Below are 18,070 nucleotides of genomic sequence, written 5' to 3' on the forward strand. Positions count from 1 at the left end.
AATGCTGAGAAGGCTCTATCTGAATGTATTCTTTTAAAGCTCAGTTTATCGATCATGCTATTTCAATCGATTAAAGTTATCGAATCCTATGCCTGAAATTTTGATTCGTGCCGTAGTTACTGGAATCACTGCATTTGCAGCAACTAATCTGGACGATATTCTGGTTTTGATGCTGTTCTTTTCTCAAATCGATCGCACGTTCCGACGGCATCATATTATTACAGGGCAATATCTTGGCTTTGCTGTGCTGTTGCTGATTAGCTTACCGGGTTTCTTCGGCGGATTGCTCATTCCTCGCCCTTGGATCGGGCTACTGGGCTTAGTTCCTATCGCAATCGGCATTTCTAGCTTTTTTCAGCAAGAGGACGATGAACCTGTGCAAACTGTCTCTCAGCCATCTCGCTCTGTTTTTGCTCAATTTCTGAATCCTCAAACTTATCAAGTTGCTGTAGTCACGATCGCAAACGGCGTCGACAATATTGGCATTTATCTTCCTCTATTTGCCAGTAGTACTTGGCTTGAGTTAATTGTGATTTTGGTCGTTTTCCTCATCATGATTGCAATTTGGTGTGCGATCGCACAGTATCTCGCTACGCATCGTCTGATTGCTCGTCCACTTATGAACTATGGGCATCGGATTATCCCCTTTGTTTTGATTGCACTGGGATTTTACATTCTCTGGGAAAACAAGACTCACACATTTCTCAGCTTACTGAAAGCTCAAACTTAACCGATTCATCTTTCAATAGTGCCATTCGTCTCCATCCGAGTTCGGCTTTCCAATGACTTTTAGATCGAGTGATTTTAGATGTGCAAGTCCATGACTAATCTGCTGGGGTGTGCCTCTGAGTTCTAAATCAAAGTAGCCACAGTCGTCTGTATTGCTCCCGAGCATTGCCGCTGTAATATTCACAGCCAAACCCGATACTGAAATCAAATCAGAAATTACAGGCTGATGTCGATAGACCATCGGAATCTGTAGATGAATGCGAACTCTGATGTGACGATCGTATCTAGAAACTGACTGCATCAAACTGGCTCCTACATTCGATGAGAACAAAGAGTCTGACTGGTTAAACTCTGACGAAACTGCACAATCAAATCATTCAGCACAGTCATGTCTATCAGAAATGCATCATGACCGTGAGGAGAGTCTAACCATTTTAGGGATGAGTTAGGAATGAAATCAGCGAGTTCTTGTTGTTCGACAGGTGGATAGAGAATATCTGTCGGGATTCCGACAATCAGGGTGGGTTGCTGAATTGTTTGTAACGTTGCTTGATAGCTTTGATTCGGGCGAGCTAGATCATGAGAATCCATTGCTTTACTTAATGTGATGTAGGTATTCGCGTCAAAGCGATCGGCTAATTTTTGTCCCTGATGCTGCAAATAGCGAGCGATCGTAAATTCTTCGGTTTCAGCATTCCGCCCAAAGCGCTGATCAAAGCTTGCCCACGATCGATAAGTGTTCATTGCCATCATTCGTGCCACAGCCAGTCCGTGAGCCGGGGGGTGATCCGGAGCATAGTTGCCATTGTTCCAATTCGGATCAGCATAAATGGCTTGGCGCTGAGCTTCACTGAGGCCAATACACCAAGCCGAGTGACGACCGGAAACTGCGATCGCAGCGATTGATTCTACTTTCTCTGGATACAGCAATGCCCACTCTAGAACCTGCATTCCGCCGAGCGATCCGCCGATGACTAATTTTAGCGATCGGATCTTCAGTGCCTCGACTAATCGAGCCTGCAGATGAACCATATCTCGGATCGTAATCGCTGGAAAACTATCTCCGTAAGGCTTTCCAGTACTGGGATTAATTGACGTGGCGCCGGTTGTTCCGTAGCAACTGCCTAAAATATTGCTACAGACAACAAAATCTGTTTCTAAATCTAGCGCTTTCCCACTTCCAAAAAGGGGTTGCCACCAAGCCTCGACATCTGCCCAGCCTGTGAACGCATGACATACAAGCACTGCATTATTGCCCGATTCATTCAATTTTCCCCAGGTTTGATAAGCAACTTGCACCCCATGCAACACTTGTCCTGATTCTAGAAAGAACGGGTCAGACAGTTGATAGAACTGCGTTTGAGGCGAAATGATAGAGCAATAGTTCATGCTGGAATGTTCTGGAACGCTTGTTCAAAGTCAGCTTTGATATCATCAATGTGCTCAAGCCCTGTTGAAACTCGGATTAGCTCCGGAGTGACACCTGCCGATCGCTGTTCTGCATCGCTGAGCTGTTGGTGTGTGGTTGAGTTGGGATGAATGACAAGCGTTTTTGCATCTCCAACGTTCGCCAGATGGCTTGCAAGTTTGACGCTATTGATAAATTTCCGTCCTGCTTCTTGACCTCCTTGAATCCCAAAACTGAGCATCCCACTAAAACCATGCCGAAGATATTTTTTTGCACGTTCATGATACGGGTGCTCCGGCAGACCGAGGTAGTTCACCCATTCAACTTTCGGGTGCTGTTGCAACCATTGAGCTAGTTCCAACGCATTACTACTATGTCGATCGACGCGCAATGATAGGGTCTCTAAGCCTTGCAAAAGAAGAAACGCATTAAACGGACTCAAGCTCGGCCCAAAATCTCGCAGTCCCTCAACCCGTGCGCGAATAATAAAAGCAATATTGCCGAATGGACTCTCAGGACCAAACCCTTCATAGAAATTCAAGCCGTGATACCCCGGCGAAGGCTCAGTAAACACTGGAAACTTCCCATTTCCCCAGTCAAACTGACCAGAATCGACGATCACACCCCCGATCGAAGTGCCATGTCCGCCAATCCACTTGGTTGCTGACTGCACAACAATATCCGCGCCATGCTCGATTGGACGTGCCAAATATCCTGCACAGCCGAAGGTATTATCGACGATTAATGGAATGCCATGTTCATGAGCGACGTGTGCCAAAGCTGCAAAATCAGGCACATTGTACTGGGGGTTTCCGATTGTTTCGATATAGAGTGCTTTGGTACGATCGTCGATCGCTTGTCGAAAATCCTCAACATTATCGCCATCGACAAACTTGACTTGAATACCCAACCGAGGCAAAGCAACTTTGAACTGATTGTAAGTTCCACCGTACAGATAGCTCGTTGAAACAATGTTATCGCCTGCTTCTGCGATCGTACTAATTGCTAAAAACTGAGCAGCTTGTCCACTGGATGTTGCGAGTGCTGCGGCTCCTCCTTCTAGTGCTGCAATTCGCTTTTCAAACACATCTGTTGTCGGATTCATGATCCGCGTGTAAATATTGCCAAACTCTTGCAGCGCGAATAACTTCGCTCCATGATCAGCGTTGTCAAACACATAAGAGGTCGTTTGATAGATTGGAACTGCACGTGCATTCGTTCCAGGAGCAGGCGTTTGTCCAGCATGAATCTGTAGTGTTTCAAACTGATACTGATCAGACATAAAACTTTCTCTCCTAATGAGTCGATTAGGCTTAGTAGCCCTGATCAAAATTAACTCTGATAGAACTACTAAGCCTATATCAGTTGCGATCAATCAAACCTTGAAGCTAAACTGCTTGCTCTGGACCTGTGGCAACGGGTAAATCAGTTGTGCTGTACTCTGTCCAAGACCCTTCATAAATTCGCACATTCGGATAGCCGAGCAAATGCTTCAGCACAACGTACTGTAGAGTTGCTTCTCGCCCAGTACTGCATGAGACAATGATGTTATCCGACGGCTTGATATTGCGATCGGCAAGCAATTTGCGAATTTCATCTAATGACTTCAGCTTGTGGGGATTCTTCAAAGCGTCTTGTGCATTGTTCGATTCTGTGAAAGTCGGCCAAGGAATGTTCCGAGCACCTGGAATATGCCCGTTTCGTACCCAAATATTCTTCTCGCCTCGGAACAATTCTGGGGGGCGGGGATCAATGAAGACGACACCTGGCTTATTGATGAGTTGCTTGACACCATTCAAATCTACTCGAATCGATGGATTATCGCGCAATGCAAATTGACTAGGACGATAACGAGGAAACTCTTTGGTAACAGGCTGATTTGCGGCCTTATAGCCTGCGTATCCTCCATCTAACACTGCAATATCTCGCACGCCCGATCGCTCTAGCAAGTAAGCAACCATGGTTGCACCTAAGACATCTCGCCCATCTGAATAGACGAGAACTTTACTCTTATTTGTTACTCCTGCTTGCGTAAACAAACTAGCTAACTTGTTGGTATCCCAGTACTGCACAGGCAGAAATCCATTCGGACCGCGAAAATTGCTATCTGCAATGTTGACTGCCTTTGGAAGATGCCCTTCAACATAATCCAGAGGGCTAGTCCGCACATCCAAAATGCGTAAATTGGGATCGTTCACATTCGCACTGACCCAACTCGGTGATACGAACTGAATTGTAGATTTCGGACTTGCGGCAAAGGATGCCATCCCAGGAATGACAGCAAACGCGATCGCGATCGCTGCAGCGAGTGCAAAAAATTTCGGCTTTCTCAGCCTTGTCCAAAAGAAAGTGTGGCGCATGGAAAATCTCCGCCGTTTATACTACGGCAAATTGATCGAGATAAAGGACTTTTCATTTATAAAATTGCCATAATTCTGAGAGAAAAACAAGGCTATGACTCTGAAAAATAACGATTAAGCGATTGAGATACCGTAGTTTATAAATCGTGTATTCCTCTGTATGCGATAGAGTGAAAGCAATTCAGGGTCAGGGTAGGCTTGATTTCACTGCACAACTCTGAACTGCACAACAATGCATAACGCGGCTCAGAGCGAGATCGAGACGGTATTGCGTTTGGGATTCTGCACTCGCAACGACGAAACTAGAACGTTTGAGAGCACCCTATAAGACGCACTGTGAGCGTACTAGCAACAGGCACAAAGCTCTTTTTCATCCTGATTTTATTTTTAGGAGCGATTTTGATGAAATTCCTACGCCGATTTTATTCCGAAATCAGGTCTAGTGTTGCCTTGTGTATTTAAAGGTGCTCGTTGAGATGCATTCACCCGCCCTGGAATAGAATTCCGGGCTAACTGTGCGAACTCCTTTAAAGAGGACTGAATTGCTCAAACTCTTGCATAGTAAGGTTTAGTAGGCTTCGCCTTACTAGCCTAGAATAGAATTCTGGGGTGGGATAGCTTTTAAAACATCCTCTAAGGCTTATTCGATTTGCTCATTTCTGCATCATTGGATGACGAGTCAATCGAAATGACTCAGATTGCGGTTGGCAGATTTCGCTCCACTCAGATCAGCTTCCGCAGTTCAAGTTTTCTCATTTTCAGCATATGAGGATGGCATCCCGACGATTCAAGGGGATCACAATGATCATCGAGTTAGATCGATGATGAATCGGCTGCCGAATCCACGTTATTTCTGAGTACTTCATCTCGAAATGTTACGATCGTAGGTTTCTATTAATAAAAGTTGCGGTGTCTTGATTCCCTTGCTAGGGTGTGCATGTCAATTTGCGTTGACTGATTCCTATCGTTCGGAGTGACGTATCTTATGCTTTGTTTCAATCTCACTGCTGACCATTTTTCGTAAATATCAAATGAGTCTGCGGCATCAAAGCACAACAAAATATCGCTTGATCGAACATCAGGTACCTCTCTCAAAGCACAACTCAAAGATTTATTTCAGCTCTTGTCCCGTATCCGTTTAGTTAAAGACAAAGAGCCTGATAGAACCCTAACCGTGGAGATTTTACGATGAATATTCAGGGAAAGACTGCCCTAATTACCGGGGCTTCTCGTGGCATTGGGCGAGAAATTGCATTGGAATTTGCTCGACAAGGCGCGCGACGATTGATCTTAGTCGCACGATCGCACGATCGACTTGTAGAAGTTGCGAATGAAATCAGAGCATTCGGAGTAGAAGCGGTTCCAGTTGCGCTCAATCTGATTGACTGTGTGGCGGTCAATATTGCGATCGCTCAAGTATGGCGCGATTATGCTCCGATTCACATTCTGATCAACTGTGCAGGCGTTGCTTATCAAACTCCGTTTCTCCTCTCCCAGTCGTCTCAAATGCAAGAGGAGATGTCACTGAATCTAATGGGGATGTACAACATTACCCGCCTGATTGCTCGCAGAATGGCAGTGCATCAACAAGGAACGATCGTGAATGTATCGAGCCTGATGGGGAAAATTGCGGCTCCCACAATGGCAACTTATTCTGCAACGAAGTTTGCGATTTTAGGATTTACTCAAGCGCTGCGGGGAGAACTGGCAGCACATAACATTCGGGTGGTCGCCTTACTGCCATCGCTGACTGATACGGAGATGGTGCAGAACTTCCACTGGTTTCGCTGGATTATGCCTACTACGCCGCGAAAAGTGGCGCAGACTTTGGTTTCAGGGCTAGAGAGAGGATCGACCGAGATTTTGGTGGGATGGCAAAGCTATCTTGCAGTTTTGGGCAATCGCTTGATGCCGTGGGTAACTGAAAAAATTACACAGCTTGCCTCTCCGACAGCTCAAGGTCATTCTGCGATTGATGCTCGACTTCGAGCGGCTCGGCTCGGTTCGCGTTAATCTGCATTGAGATCGAGGCAATTACTTTGGGTTAGAGTGCCCTTCCGGCATGCTGGTCTGTGGTGAAGACTGTTGAACCAGCACTGTCTCACAAGTTCCTCAAATTCGTTTTTTATTATCGAGACAACACATAGGGAAAAGGAGTGCATCATGTCGTTCTATACATCCGACAGATTTCAAATCCCAACCTTTAGTAATTGCCCTCGATGTCAGCAAACAGTCTCATCAACCTGCAACTATTGTCCTAACTGTGGAGCTTCGCTAAAACAAACGGCTCCCAATTACACAGCCGATCGCGTGAAAATTCCTCTAGATCGCGATTATTTCAACCCGCCGAACATCAACATAGACCCATCGAAAATCAATATAAAACCGCCGAAGATCAATATAGACTCGCCCATTGGAAGTTCTGCGAATTTCTCAAACATAGCGATGTCAGGAGAGTTTTGTTCCCAATGTGGTCAACGAATCAACCGTTCACAACCTTTGGATAACAATATCTATGATTTGAACAGAAGAAATAGTGGCGTATGTTTCATCGCTACTGCGTGTAACGCCGATACAGGAACTTTGGACACCTTCTATAAGTTCAGAGACGAAATTCTGTTGCATTCTTCTATCGGCAGGAAAGCGGTTCAGCTTTATTACCGATTCTCGCCAAGAGTAGCGAAGCGTATTCAAAAATCTAAATTGCTTCAACGCTCTATTCTGTCCGTACTCCTCAAGCCTTTAGCTGCGTTACTCAGATTCTCAGTTCTTGGCGCTAAAGACGAGGTATGGCACGAGGACTAATCACTTGACTCAATTGTGTCGAGCCGCTCACCTTCACATTGGAGAGCGTGCGAGCGCAAGGGACATATTGCATATTCGGGAATTGCCCTCCAAGGATAGGTCAGCACGCCTTATCAGAGGAAGAGTAAATCCCTATATCAGAAAAATTGAATTTTGTTGACTGTTTGTAACAATACTGTTACATTAGTTTACAGAACGAAACAAATTACCTTTTAGAGGCAATTGCAATGTATACGACTCGGAATGAAGACGGAATCCTGAATAACTACCCTTCGGAGCCTGTGATGTACTTTGCTGAATTTCCTTCCTCTGAGCAGCAGCAAACTTACGTTACACAAGGCGCGATCGCTGTTTTACTGATCACTTTTACATTCTTGATGGCGCTGGCTGCAAGCTAGAAGCTTCTGAGGCTGTCTCTCCTCAGTCTCTAGATCGCTAAATTGACGTGAAGCACTTTGATGAATTAGAACGAACCCTGGCTTTTGGTTGGGGTTTTCGTGGTTGGGTGAGTGTTCTGCATCAGTCAATCTACAGACTGTCACGACCCATCTCGGAATACCTTTGCTTGAGCATGTTGATTGATTCATCACGAGATCACACTCGTTGCATAAATGATTGAATTCAACCGTATTAATTAGTATCAGACAAAGCCACAGCGCTCTATACTACTGGCATCTAGGAGATCAGACCATGTTGAACTTTACCTCTCACAGATTCATCGCTTCTCTCCTTCAACCCATTGCTGCAAAACTCGACGCAGTGGAAATCCGTAGCCCAGAAGCGGTTCATTTCTTCTGTCGCCTCATTCCTTCTCAATGTCCTTTTGAACGCGATATCCGTTTCTTTGGTCGAGTCCTGCTCCACATTCCGCCAATGTGCAAACTCAATCCGTTTTATGAACAATTAGTAGGACTACGGTTCAAAGCTTTGTGTTACTTAGCTGACGTGTGCGGCGAAGATATTGCTATCTACTGCTAAAGCTGGATAGAACAACAAGATGATTGCCCACAGATATACTTTAGAGCTTGAGATCTAGAACGGTCGCTTATTCACTCTCGCTTTCTTGTCTAAGCTTTTGAATCTACGTCGCTCTCTAAGCTTTCCACAAATAGAGTAGCGAAAACAGAATCACCCAAATGCCATCGACAACATGCCAGAACAATGTCGTTGCACTCACTCCAAAGTGACCTTGATTGTAGTTATCCGATCGAAACGATCGAACTGAGCGGACGAATCGTTCTAGTCATAACACCGCTCAACTAATAAATTACGATGGCTCTTGAGGGGGATCGTTCTCGCCATAGGCTCTAGGATTGCCGTAGTCATAGGGCGGAAACATGACCTGAGGAATCTCTTCAAAGTTTTCTCTAGGCGGAGGAGAAGAAGTCATCCGCTCTAGTCCCGTTGCTTCCCAAGGGTTGTCACTGGCTCGTGATCCTAAAAATAAAGATGCAACCACATTGGCAATGAAGGGTAATGTCGAAAGTCCGATCAAGAATGCGCCTAAACTGGCAATTACATTCCAATTTTGATATTCGGGGGGATATGCTGCGACTCGGCGTACCATTCCTTGTAAACCCAAAGGATGCATTGGGAAGAAGGTTAAGTTTGCACCTAAGAAAGTCAACCCAAAATGTAGCTTTCCCCAACCATCTGCATACATATGTCCAGTAATTTTAGGAAACCAGAAGTAGATGGCTGCAAAGATTGCCATCGTAATCGTGTTTTAGCGATCGATACGTTAGAAAACATAAGCTTGCAGATTATTTCAAAACTAGATTCGGATTTTGTCCCTGTCGGACTAAGTTTGCAGCGGTGTTGTGAATGCCAAACTCATCACCGAGCTGTGCCCCTAAAGTGCCGTGAATGAAGAGGATTCCGAGCATGGCAATTCCGACTAGCAAGTAACTCCATTGCACTTCTCGTCGGGCAGATCTGCGCCAACGGTAGCGTTGGAGTCCTCGCCATAGGGTCATACCAACGCTCGCGGTCAAGATGAGGACACCCGCGACTCCATGAATTAACATCGTTGTGCCTGCACTCAAGCCCCAAGCACTGGTTCCTGGTGGTGGCGTTGCGAGGAAAAGCTCAAAAAAGCCTGCTGCAACAGTGAAAAACGTGATTACTGCAGCCGCGAATAAGTTATACCAACCGACGGTGAATAAACTCGATCGCAGAGCAGTCAAACCAAAAAATTTGAAGATCGGTTTTTCTAAGGGAAATAGTGTTCCAGCAATATCAAAAATAATGGCAATAATAAACAAGCCGAGTGTCATGTGGACAAACTGCAGGTGAATCGGAACTGAATAGGGTAAATTATTCGCTCCAAGATTTAATTCGGGTTGGAATTGTTCTGTCACGATCGACCTTACCTTCGGCAGATAGCTGTGATCAGACCGGATTGGCTCTATAGCGATCGCGTCTACCGGATGGCTTAATTTGCTCTCTACCGCAGGAAAGTTTTTAGGGCAATTTCACTGTATCTAATGAGGTTTCAATTGATTGAACAGAGAAAAGCTGGAATAATATTTTCTGATTTTTGCTATAAATTCGTGTAATGAGATAACAAAAAAACTGTACCTTTAGATACTTTTCTGTAGCTTTCTTGAGAAATGTCATGATATTTTAACTTTAACGAAGCATTCATTTCAGGAAATAAAGGTGATTGGGTAGTTCATGCTCCACTATAAGAAAGCTCGGTTGAAATGGGAAAGTTATTGGTTTAAAACCTTTGGCAGATGGCAATCCTGCCCTCTAACCTGTCCAGTCGATCGACCCCATCATCGACATGTGTTTTGGAGTTGGTTCGGTAGTTTTGTTGCGATCTCGGTTACTTCTTACCTTGCTGTCAAAACGAATTCTCCGTTGTTGATGGCTCCTTTTGGTGCGACCAGCGTTTTGATCTTCGGTGTTCCGGACAGTCCTTTGGCTCAACCACGTAATGTCATTGGTGGAAATCTGCTAGCTGCGATCATCAGTCTGATCATTTTGCATATTTTCGGGACTTCTCCCGTGGCAATGGGAATGGCTGTTTCGACTGCGATCGGAATTATGCAAATGACTGGAACTGTACATCCTCCTTCAGGAGCCGTTGCTTTGGTTGTGATGATGACGAAACCAGACTGGCAATTTTTGTTAACGCCTGCTTTGGAAGGGTCGCTGATTTTAGTTTTATGTGCCGTTGTTTTTAATAACTTAGCTGAAGAAAGAACCTATCCAAAACATTGGTTCTAGAATCATCTTTAGTGAAGTAAAACTTCAGCACCGGAAAAAATACGGTCTTCGATCAAGCATATTTCTTTTGAATACAGGCGATGTATGGCTCTTGAGTGTTAATGCACAAAGGAGTTGCACATCGCCTAATTCTATTCATCCTAAATACGGTAATGTTTCGCAATGCTTGTTTCCCTTGATCTACCTTCAGGACAAGCAAATTGCTGTACTTTTCTATCTTGAGAACAATCCAAAAATTAGAATGCTCATGCTACATCTAAGACGTGTTCGCGCTAGGACTGAAATATATGCGATCGCGCTATGCTTGGATGCTTCTCTTGCTCGCTACAACCGCTTGTAGAACTCAGCCTTCAACTCAAAAGCTGACTGAAGAGTTAAAAACGGTCAACTCGTGGGCTACCACTGCAAACATGGTCAGTCTTGCTTGGCTTCAAAACCGAGTGCCGCAAGTTTATACAAAACAGACGTTACACAAAACTCAAGAAACCCTGCACCAAGAACTCGATACGATCGCGAAGGTTGCTCCTTCGCAAAACCGAGCCACTGCAATTCATCAGGTCACTCAACTTGAGCAAATCGTTCAGCAGATGGAAACTCAAGTTGATCAACAAAACCGGGCTGCTTTGACTCGAACCCTTCAAGATCTGTCGAATCAAGTCCAAGGACTTCAGAGCTTAGTGCAGCAAAGTGGAGAACAATTATGAAACCTCAAAAAGTTCTTGAAATTGCACTGGGGATTGTTACGAGCATCGGTGGTTTTTTGGATGTTGGCGCGATCGCAACCGCAGCCGAAGCAGGTTCTACTTTCAGCTTTCAATTAGTGTGGGCGATCTTGCTGGGAACGGTTTGTGTCATTGCGTTGGTGGAAATGTCGGGACGGTTGGCAGCCGTCAGCAAGCATACTTTAATCGATGGGGTACGAGAGCGATTGGGATTCGGCTTTCTGCTAATTCCATTAATTGCTGAAATTGTCGTAGACTTTTTGGTGCTTGCAGCAGAAATCGGTGGCGTTTGTATTGCGCTTCAGTTAGTGACTGGAATTTCTTTTCAGTGGTGGGCGTTGCCTGTTGCATTTACGATCTGGCTCTTGTTGTGGAAGGGGAACTTCGGCTTCATTGAAAATGGGGTCTCGGTGCTTGGATTAATCACTCTTGCCTTTGTTTTTGCAACAATCAAGCTTCACCCTTCTTTGACGCAGTTGGGAAGTGGATTATTACCAACATTGCCTCAGCACGATACGGCTCATTATTTCTTTATTGCTGTGAGTATCTTAGGCGCAATTATTAGTCCCTATCTGTTTTACTTTTATTCGTCTGGTGCGATCGAAAGTCGCTGGAGTGAGGAGGATATTGGGATCAATCGGTGGGTTTCAGGGTTAGGGATGGGATTTGGCAGCATTGTGTCTTTAGGAGTGCTGGCAGTTGCGGCATTAGTCTTGTATCCCAGTGGTATTCAAGTGGATAGCTACGAGCAGGCAGCATTGATGCTGACTCAACCCTTGGGAATTTGGGGCTTTTGGTTATTTGCTGCATCCTTGGGGATTGCTTGCTTTGGAGCGGCACTAGAAATTAGCTTAGATACCGCCTATATCGTGGCTCAATCCTTTGGCTGGAATTGGGGGGAAAGCCTGCACCCGAAGCAAGCCGCTCGGTTTAGTGCTGTCTATACTGTGTTTGTGTTTCTCGCTGCAATTCTCATGGTGATTGGGATTGACCCATTGCAGTTGACATTATTCTCGATGGCACTTACAGCAGTCATTCTTCCATTGGTTGTGCTGCCATTTTTAATTCTCATGAATGATGAATCCTATGTTGGCTCACACCGTAATGGTTGGCTCAGCAATAGTATTGTGGTTTTTATTATTGTCATGACATTTATATTAGCGATCGCTGCAATTCCGCTAGAGATTTTAGGAGGCTAATATGGACATCATTCGAGATGTTCTGGATAATCAACTTGTCGATCGCCATCAGCGCAAAATGGGTAGAGTTGATGGCATTGTTGCAGAACTGCGGAATGAGCAACCTCCTCGCTTGGCGTATCTAGAAGTGGGTTTTCCGGTTTTGGCGCGACGAATTCACCCAAGTCTAGAACGTTGGATGGTTGCGATTCAAAGCCGTTGGGGTGCAAAGCAGCGAACTTCCTTACGCATTCCTTGGTCTAAGGTTGTGGATGTGGGAATTGATGTGGATGTGGATCTCGATGCTGAAGAAACCACTGCACTCGCTTACGAGAAATGGTTAGAAGATCATGTGATTGGACGCATTCCTGGAGCAGGCAATGAGTAACCGTGAATTGCGCTTGGAATTACTGTTGGGAACACAAGTTTTAGACTGTAACGGTGAAACGATCGGGCGAATTGAGGAAGTTCGGGCTGAACAACAGGGAGATGAGTGGGTCATCCAAGAATATTTAGTTGGTTCAACGGCTCTTTTAGAACGATTATCTGCGTGGAGAATTGGGGTAGGAATGCTCAAGTTGTTGGGAGCGCGAAAATTCCACGGAGGATATCGAATTCCTTGGAACCAATTGGACTTATCTGATCGAATGTCTCCGCGTTTGTGCTGTACTCGTTCTGAGTTGGAAATCTTGAATAGGCAGCTTGAGCAGGCAGCACAGCCTCAAGAATCGGGGGAAGAAGGATAGAGGGAATGCATGATTGAACAAGCGATCATGCTAGGAATTCTTCTAAGCTGGTGAAGATTTCAAAAAGCAAATTAATCTACCCTAGGTGAGTTCAATGATTACGTCTATCCATATAAAATTCGTCTGGCTTATGTCATACCCTCTTCAACTCTAACTCAACCCACAATAATGCTTTCTAGATTCCACTTTCTGCTGAACTGGGTGTTCCAGCAGTTTCAGCTCAAACCTGGTAAACCCGCGATCGCGGTTAGCTTCCAAGTGCTGCTCTCAGTTCTAGGTCCATTAATAGTAGGAATCGTGATCGGACAACCAGCACAAAGCACGATCGCAATTATGGGCGCTTGGATGGTGGCGATCGTGAATGTAGAAGGGGTGTATCGACAGCAGGCAACCGCAAAATTTGTCGCAATCATTAGTATTACTGCAATGCTGCTGCTGGCAAATCTGGTGCATGGCATTCTCTGGCTATCAGTACTGACGACGTTTCTCGTGATGTTTTTGCTTGGGTTTGCCGGGTTGTGGGGCGCGACAGCCTCTGCCATCAGCTTAACTGCTTCGATTATGTTTATCGTAGCACTGGCAAAATTTGCTACCTTTCCCAACTTGTCTACGGTGCTTCAGCAGTGTCTTCTATGTTTTGGGGGAGGAATATGGTCAATTATTGTTGCTTTAGGGATCTGGCAACTCAATCCCTATAAACCTGTTATCCAATCTGTTTCTAGCTGTTATCAGGCTCTAAATCAACTGATCGATGCTGCAAAGGGACGAGTTGCCTATCCTGACGATCGTCGCGCTCAATTCACTCGTTTTCTTCAAGCTCAAGATAGTTTTACGCAAGCACTCACGGCAGCACGCGATCGCTGGTCAGCTGCTTGGACAGAAGGTGCGAGAAATCTTGCAGGCAACCAATTGCTAATTTTGATCGAAGATACCCCAACGATTGCAAATTACGCGGTTACTTTGGTTGAACAGGTTGTGGTTGTTTCTGATCATTCTTTATTTCAATCCTTACAGCCCGCTATTCAGCAAAGTCTCGAACAGTTAGCAGTTGTATTGCAACAAATGTCTACTGCGATCGCAAAAGGTCGATCCTCGATACATTTGGGTGATCTCGATCGCGCCATTGAAGTGCTCAAACATCAACAGCAAATCTTACATACGCAATTCCATTCCAATCTCGTTTCGACTCCGCCGGATCATCAGACTGCATTAACAAGTTTGGATAAGATTTCCACGATACTGACGCGACTATCAGGCCAACTTTATACCGATGTCGAGTTGATGACTGCCTTGGAACAAGAAACTGTTCATAGAAGAGTGAGGTCAGCTAGAACTCGTTCTAGGCTCTCTTTTCCAAAGCCAGCCAGTTTCGCTGAAGTTCTCACTCCTCTGCGTGACCATCTCACGGTTCATTCGATTTTTTTTCGTCATGCTTTGCGGTTAGCGATCGTTGCCACGATTGCGGAAGTTCTCGCCGCTCAACTTCAGATTCCTCAAGGTTATTGGGTGACGCTTACGGCTGTGATTGCTCTCAAGCCAAACTATGGTGGTACCTCTCAGATGATCCTGCAACGGGTGATTGGAACGGTGATTGGGGGTGTGATTGGGATCGCGATCGTTGCTTTAATTCACAACTCTTGGGTGATTAGTGTCTGTCTTCTCTTACTCATTATGGGCGCAATGGCAGTTCAGCCCCTCAGTATTATTCTATTTATTACGCTTCTGACTCCTGCTATCATTTTGCTTTTGAATGCGACAAGTCAAGGGGGATGGGAAATCGGGGTTTTACGAATTGCGGATAGTCTAGCAGGTGGGGTTCTCGCATTGTTGGGTAGCTTTCTATTGTTTCCTCAATGGGAGCGGCAACAGCTTCCTGCTCAGCTAGAAACGACGATCCGCGCTAATCTGATTTACTTTCAGCAGGTGATTGCAGCTTATCTTCATCCCGATAAAGTTGGATCTGCTCAATCTATTGCGCTTCCACGCCGTCAAGCTGCGTTAGAAAATACGAACCTTACAGCTTCAGCACAACGGTTATTTAGTGAGCCTCGGAATGTTCAAGGTGATGTTGAATCGATCACAACTTTGATTTTCTATATTCGCCGCTTGTTCAATTCCGTGACAGCGCTTGCAGACCATCGTCAGGAATTAAGCGGGAAGTATCAATGTCCAGAGTTCACACAATTTGCGGATATGGTCGTTCAGGTTTTAGAGAACGGGGCTGATTCTTTACAACAGCGGCAAACTCTCCAGTCTTTGCCTGATCTCGATCGTGTGCTCGACGGAATTCACCATCACCTCAATCAACTGCAAACGGCTCACACTTCTGTTACGCCTGGTTCAAGGACTTCGACTCAGATATTTCATGCCGTCCGGGAACGCGCCCCTGTTTCTGTGGGGCTAGATCAAATTGCTTATGAAATTAAAAACATTCATCACGCGATCGCACAGTTATCACAACCCGTCGTAGAACAGAAATTAAACCTGAGCTAAATCCCTCGCTCGACAGAAGCTCAGATCTCTCTGTGGACACATTCTGCTGCGATCGTATTCGGGATACTTTGCGGAAGTAGCTAAACACCCTTAAACCATGAGTGCCAATCCGCAAGACATCCAACCTGTGCCCCCGTTTAATGAAAAGAATGAAGAGGCATTGGACATTGGCGGTGGATTGCCTGTTATTCAGTTCTGGGCAGAAAAGACGCTTTCGCCCGAAGGCGCGAAAATCTGGCAAACCTTGTTCCACCACAGCGCTTGCCTCTCCTGCTCTTGGGGAACGGGCGGGCAGAAAGGAGGCTTTACTGATGAGGAAGGAGAAAAGCTTCAGCGCTGTATGAAGAGTGTTGAAGCAATCTCAGCAGAAATCAAGCCAGGGATTAAGCCTCATTTCTTTGAACAGCATTCGATTACTGAGTTGCAGCAGTTGAGTTCGATGCAAGCTGATCGTTTAGGGCGATTGAGCTATCCTGTCATTCTTCGTGCAGGCAGTTCTCACTATGAGCGAATTAGCTGGGAAGAAATTTACAGCATTGCCGAAGCTGGATTTCGGAAAGCGCCAGAACGAGTGGCTTCTTATAGTTCGGGTCGTTCGTCGAATGAAGCGGCGTTTCTGTTGCAATTGATGATGCGGGCATTCGGATCGAACAATCTCGCGGATTGTTCGGATCTTTGCCATGCGCCTTCAACTTTTGCACTTCAGCAGATGTTTGGAACTAAGACCTCGATCGTGTCATTGGAGAGTCTCAAGAAAGCAGATTGTGTGGTTTTAGCAGGTGCAAACTCTGCTTACAATCATCCGCGCTTGATGAATGAGTTGATCAAGCTCCGAGATGATCGAGGTGGCAGAGTGATTGTGATCAATCCAATGATGGAAATTGGATTGGTCAAGTTTGGCTCGCCTGCGTTTCCAGTGAAATCATTGATTCCAGGTTCAGAGATTTCTTCGTTGTATTTACAGCCGATTCCCGGCAGTGATGTCGCTGTCTTTCTTGGGATTCAAAAGGTGCTGATTGAGCAGGGATCTGTCGATCGCGCCTTTCTCGATGCTCACACCGAGAATGCAGAAGCGGTCTTAGAGCAAGCAAGTGCAACATCCTGGGAAACGATTACTTCTACTTGTGGAGTGACTCAGGAAGAACTAGAAGCTGCTGCAACGATTATTGGAACCTCGAAATCAGTTGTGTTTGCTTGGGCAATGGGACTCACACAACATGAAAATGGTGTAGATAACATTTTGAGCATTGCGAATACGGCTCTAATTTCAGGCAATATTGGGCGAGAAGGAACAGGTGTGATGCCTGTTCGCGGACATTCCAATGTTCAAGGATTTGGCTCAATGGGGGTGACGACTCAGAAGCTGAAAGAAGGGCTGCAAGAGTCGCTAGAGAAACTACTCGGAAAGCCATTGAGTAGCGTGAAAGGCTATGACACTCGCGCTTTGATTGAAGCTGCCGATCAAGGTAAGGTGGATACGTTGATTTGCTTAGGTGGCAATCTCTATGGTGCGAATCCGGATTCGACTCAAGCTAAGAGAGCGATCGCGCAAATCGAAACGGTGATCTATCTGGCAACTAAGCCGAATATTGGGCACTTCAACGGGCTGGCTCAGCACAACACGATTATCATTCCGGTGTTCAATCGGTTTGAAACCCCTTATCGAACCACGGTTGAATCTGGCAACAATTTTGTGCGGTTGAATGATCCTGGCAAAACCCATTTGAAAGACGCAGATGTCATTCTTGAAATTGATTTTCTGACCGAACTCGCACATCGAGTTCACGGTTCTTATCCGGTAGAGTGGCGAAACCTACGCGATCCAAAGTATGTGCGGCAATTGATTGCAGAAATGGTTCCTGGATTCTCGAAGATGGCAACGATCGATGAAACTCGCGAGGAGTTCACGATCGAGGGTCGCATCATTACAGAGCCTAAGTTTCCTACGCCTTCGGGAAAAGCAAAGATGTTTAGTACCCCGTTGCCTCGGTTGGAATTGCCCGATCGTGCTTCATTCAATGTTGATGGCTCAATTCCTAGTGTCGTTGTGGCGATCATGACGGGGCGCAGCTATTCTCAGCACAATACGGTCGTGTACAAAGATGGCGACAAGTATCGCGGAATGCCGCATCGTAATTGTATTTTGATGCACCCAACTGATGCTGAGAAAGCAGGATTGAAGCAACATCAGCGCGTGACTGTACAAGGCAATGCAGGCAAATTAGAACAGGTGGAATTGATTTATGGAGCTGTGCGTCCGGGAGCGGCAGTGATGTTTTATCCAGAAGTGAATCGAATCTTTAGTGCAAAGGTCGAAACGCGATCGGGGACACCCGCTTATAAACGAGTGCCTGCGATCGTATATGCCAGCTAGAACTGACGCTCGGTTTCTGGT

At 45.6% G+C, this 18,070-nt stretch carries 18 protein-coding genes and 1 pseudogene; 12 read left to right on the forward strand and 7 right to left on the reverse strand.

Annotated features, from left to right (window positions below):
* Positions 1-88 precede the first annotated feature (88 nt).
* Positions 89-730: a cadmium resistance transporter gene (locus tag OU814_RS02020; RefSeq protein WP_268180066.1), complete on the forward strand. Its 642-nt coding sequence runs from the start codon at positions 89-91 to the stop codon at positions 728-730.
* Positions 731-742: 12 nt separating this feature from the next.
* Here OU814_RS02020 and OU814_RS02025 read toward each other — a convergent pair whose 3' ends face one another.
* From OU814_RS02025 to OU814_RS02040, 4 genes are all read right to left on the reverse strand, one after another.
* On the reverse strand, positions 743-1,030 hold the full coding sequence (locus OU814_RS02025) for an NIL domain-containing protein (protein WP_190651876.1): 288 nt from the start codon (positions 1,028-1,030) through the stop codon (positions 743-745).
* Between the two features lie 11 nt (positions 1,031-1,041).
* Positions 1,042-2,118 carry a homoserine O-acetyltransferase MetX gene (gene metX / locus OU814_RS02030; RefSeq protein WP_268180068.1) on the reverse strand — a complete coding sequence of 359 codons (1,077 nt, stop codon included), beginning with the start codon at positions 2,116-2,118 and terminating at the stop codon, positions 1,042-1,044.
* Positions 2,115-3,419 carry an O-acetylhomoserine aminocarboxypropyltransferase/cysteine synthase family protein gene (locus OU814_RS02035; protein WP_017290774.1) on the reverse strand — a complete coding sequence of 435 codons (1,305 nt, stop codon included), beginning with the start codon at positions 3,417-3,419 and terminating at the stop codon, positions 2,115-2,117. Before OU814_RS02035 ends, metX begins: the two co-directional genes overlap by 4 nt.
* A 106-nt stretch (positions 3,420-3,525) precedes the next feature.
* Entirely contained in the window at positions 3,526-4,497 is a 972-nt protein-coding gene (locus OU814_RS02040) for a sulfurtransferase (protein ID WP_190651873.1), read from the reverse strand.
* A gap of 1,188 nt (positions 4,498-5,685) precedes the next feature.
* Here OU814_RS02040 and OU814_RS02045 point away from each other — a divergent pair.
* From OU814_RS02045 to OU814_RS02060, 4 genes are all read left to right on the forward strand, one after another.
* Positions 5,686-6,510, forward strand: coding sequence for an SDR family NAD(P)-dependent oxidoreductase (locus tag OU814_RS02045; protein WP_017290771.1), 825 nt, complete (start codon positions 5,686-5,688; stop codon positions 6,508-6,510).
* A 297-nt stretch (positions 6,511-6,807) separates the two neighbouring features.
* Positions 6,808-7,302, forward strand: a complete 495-nt coding sequence (locus OU814_RS02050) for a CFI-box-CTERM domain-containing protein (RefSeq protein WP_268180073.1) — start codon at positions 6,808-6,810, stop codon at positions 7,300-7,302.
* Positions 7,303-7,529: 227 nt separating this feature from the next.
* A complete protein-coding gene (gene psb34 / locus OU814_RS02055) occupies positions 7,530-7,700 on the forward strand; it encodes a photosystem II assembly protein Psb34 (protein WP_017290768.1) in 171 nt (56 codons plus the stop codon).
* Positions 7,701-7,992: 292 nt separating this feature from the next.
* Positions 7,993-8,280 (forward strand): Mo-dependent nitrogenase C-terminal domain-containing protein, encoded by a 288-nt coding sequence (locus OU814_RS02060; protein ID WP_268180075.1) that lies wholly within the window; start codon positions 7,993-7,995, stop codon positions 8,278-8,280.
* Positions 8,281-8,395: 115 nt separating this feature from the next.
* Here the strand turns inward: OU814_RS02060 and OU814_RS02065 are convergent.
* The 3 genes and pseudogenes from OU814_RS02065 to OU814_RS02075 form a co-directional block, all read right to left on the reverse strand.
* Positions 8,396-8,494 (reverse strand): annotated as a pseudogene (locus OU814_RS02065) (cytochrome c oxidase subunit 3); the annotation flags it as partial.
* A gap of 75 nt (positions 8,495-8,569) precedes the next feature.
* Positions 8,570-9,016, reverse strand: a complete 447-nt coding sequence (locus OU814_RS02070) for a cbb3-type cytochrome c oxidase subunit I (protein ID WP_326498271.1) — start codon at positions 9,014-9,016, stop codon at positions 8,570-8,572.
* Positions 9,017-9,065: 49 nt separating this feature from the next.
* Positions 9,066-9,662, reverse strand: a complete 597-nt coding sequence (locus OU814_RS02075; RefSeq protein ID WP_268180077.1) for a DUF2231 domain-containing protein — start codon at positions 9,660-9,662, stop codon at positions 9,066-9,068.
* A 316-nt stretch (positions 9,663-9,978) separates the two neighbouring features.
* Here OU814_RS02075 and OU814_RS02080 point away from each other — a divergent pair, with 316 nt between their 5' ends.
* The 7 genes from OU814_RS02080 (at position 9,979) to OU814_RS02110 (ending at position 18,049) form a co-directional block, all read left to right on the forward strand.
* Positions 9,979-10,536, forward strand: a complete 558-nt coding sequence (locus OU814_RS02080) for an HPP family protein (RefSeq protein ID WP_268180079.1) — start codon at positions 9,979-9,981, stop codon at positions 10,534-10,536.
* 287 nt (positions 10,537-10,823) lie between these two features.
* Positions 10,824-11,240, forward strand: coding sequence for a hypothetical protein (locus OU814_RS02085; RefSeq protein WP_268180081.1), 417 nt, complete (start codon positions 10,824-10,826; stop codon positions 11,238-11,240).
* Positions 11,237-12,457, forward strand: coding sequence for an NRAMP family divalent metal transporter (locus tag OU814_RS02090; RefSeq protein WP_268180083.1), 1,221 nt, complete (start codon positions 11,237-11,239; stop codon positions 12,455-12,457). The genes OU814_RS02085 and OU814_RS02090 overlap by 4 nt, the downstream gene beginning before the upstream one ends.
* A gap of 1 nt (position 12,458) precedes the next feature.
* On the forward strand, positions 12,459-12,824 hold the full coding sequence (locus OU814_RS02095) for a hypothetical protein (RefSeq protein WP_268180085.1): 366 nt from the start codon (positions 12,459-12,461) through the stop codon (positions 12,822-12,824).
* Positions 12,817-13,182 (forward strand): hypothetical protein, encoded by a 366-nt coding sequence (locus OU814_RS02100; protein ID WP_268180087.1) that lies wholly within the window; start codon positions 12,817-12,819, stop codon positions 13,180-13,182. The genes OU814_RS02095 and OU814_RS02100 overlap by 8 nt, the downstream gene beginning before the upstream one ends.
* A gap of 168 nt (positions 13,183-13,350) precedes the next feature.
* Positions 13,351-15,675 (forward strand): FUSC family protein, encoded by a 2,325-nt coding sequence (locus OU814_RS02105; protein ID WP_268180089.1) that lies wholly within the window; start codon positions 13,351-13,353, stop codon positions 15,673-15,675.
* Positions 15,676-15,772: 97 nt separating this feature from the next.
* Entirely contained in the window at positions 15,773-18,049 is a 2,277-nt protein-coding gene (locus tag OU814_RS02110) for an FdhF/YdeP family oxidoreductase (RefSeq protein ID WP_268180091.1), read from the forward strand.
* The last annotated feature ends 21 nt before the right edge of the window (positions 18,050-18,070 follow it).

The organism is Leptolyngbya sp. GGD (assembly GCF_026735145.1).
Taxonomy (GTDB): Bacteria; Cyanobacteriota; Cyanobacteriia; order Leptolyngbyales; family Leptolyngbyaceae; genus Leptolyngbya; species Leptolyngbya boryana.

What these genes read in the sequence shown, in the direction of transcription:
- OU814_RS02110 (WP_268180091.1), top strand. Translation starts at nt 15,773, where the DNA reads ATGAGTGCCAATCCGCAAGACATCCAACCTGTGCCCCCGTTTAATGAA.
- OU814_RS02025 (WP_190651876.1), bottom strand. Translation starts at nt 1,030, where the DNA reads ATGCAGTCAGTTTCTAGATACGATCGTCACATCAGAGTTCGCATTCAT.
- OU814_RS02090 (WP_268180083.1), top strand. Translation starts at nt 11,237, where the DNA reads ATGAAACCTCAAAAAGTTCTTGAAATTGCACTGGGGATTGTTACGAGC.
- psb34 (WP_017290768.1), top strand. Translation starts at nt 7,530, where the DNA reads ATGTATACGACTCGGAATGAAGACGGAATCCTGAATAACTACCCTTCG.
- OU814_RS02070 (WP_326498271.1), bottom strand. Translation starts at nt 9,016, where the DNA reads ATGGCAATCTTTGCAGCCATCTACTTCTGGTTTCCTAAAATTACTGGA.
- OU814_RS02080 (WP_268180079.1), top strand. Translation starts at nt 9,979, where the DNA reads ATGCTCCACTATAAGAAAGCTCGGTTGAAATGGGAAAGTTATTGGTTT.
- OU814_RS02060 (WP_268180075.1), top strand. Translation starts at nt 7,993, where the DNA reads ATGTTGAACTTTACCTCTCACAGATTCATCGCTTCTCTCCTTCAACCC.
- OU814_RS02100 (WP_268180087.1), top strand. Translation starts at nt 12,817, where the DNA reads ATGAGTAACCGTGAATTGCGCTTGGAATTACTGTTGGGAACACAAGTT.
- OU814_RS02020 (WP_268180066.1), top strand. Translation starts at nt 89, where the DNA reads ATGCCTGAAATTTTGATTCGTGCCGTAGTTACTGGAATCACTGCATTT.
- OU814_RS02105 (WP_268180089.1), top strand. Translation starts at nt 13,351, where the DNA reads ATGCTTTCTAGATTCCACTTTCTGCTGAACTGGGTGTTCCAGCAGTTT.
- OU814_RS02035 (WP_017290774.1), bottom strand. Translation starts at nt 3,419, where the DNA reads ATGTCTGATCAGTATCAGTTTGAAACACTACAGATTCATGCTGGACAA.
- OU814_RS02085 (WP_268180081.1), top strand. Translation starts at nt 10,824, where the DNA reads ATGCGATCGCGCTATGCTTGGATGCTTCTCTTGCTCGCTACAACCGCT.
- metX (WP_268180068.1), bottom strand. Translation starts at nt 2,118, where the DNA reads ATGAACTATTGCTCTATCATTTCGCCTCAAACGCAGTTCTATCAACTG.
- OU814_RS02040 (WP_190651873.1), bottom strand. Translation starts at nt 4,497, where the DNA reads ATGCGCCACACTTTCTTTTGGACAAGGCTGAGAAAGCCGAAATTTTTT.
- OU814_RS02045 (WP_017290771.1), top strand. Translation starts at nt 5,686, where the DNA reads ATGAATATTCAGGGAAAGACTGCCCTAATTACCGGGGCTTCTCGTGGC.
- OU814_RS02095 (WP_268180085.1), top strand. Translation starts at nt 12,459, where the DNA reads ATGGACATCATTCGAGATGTTCTGGATAATCAACTTGTCGATCGCCAT.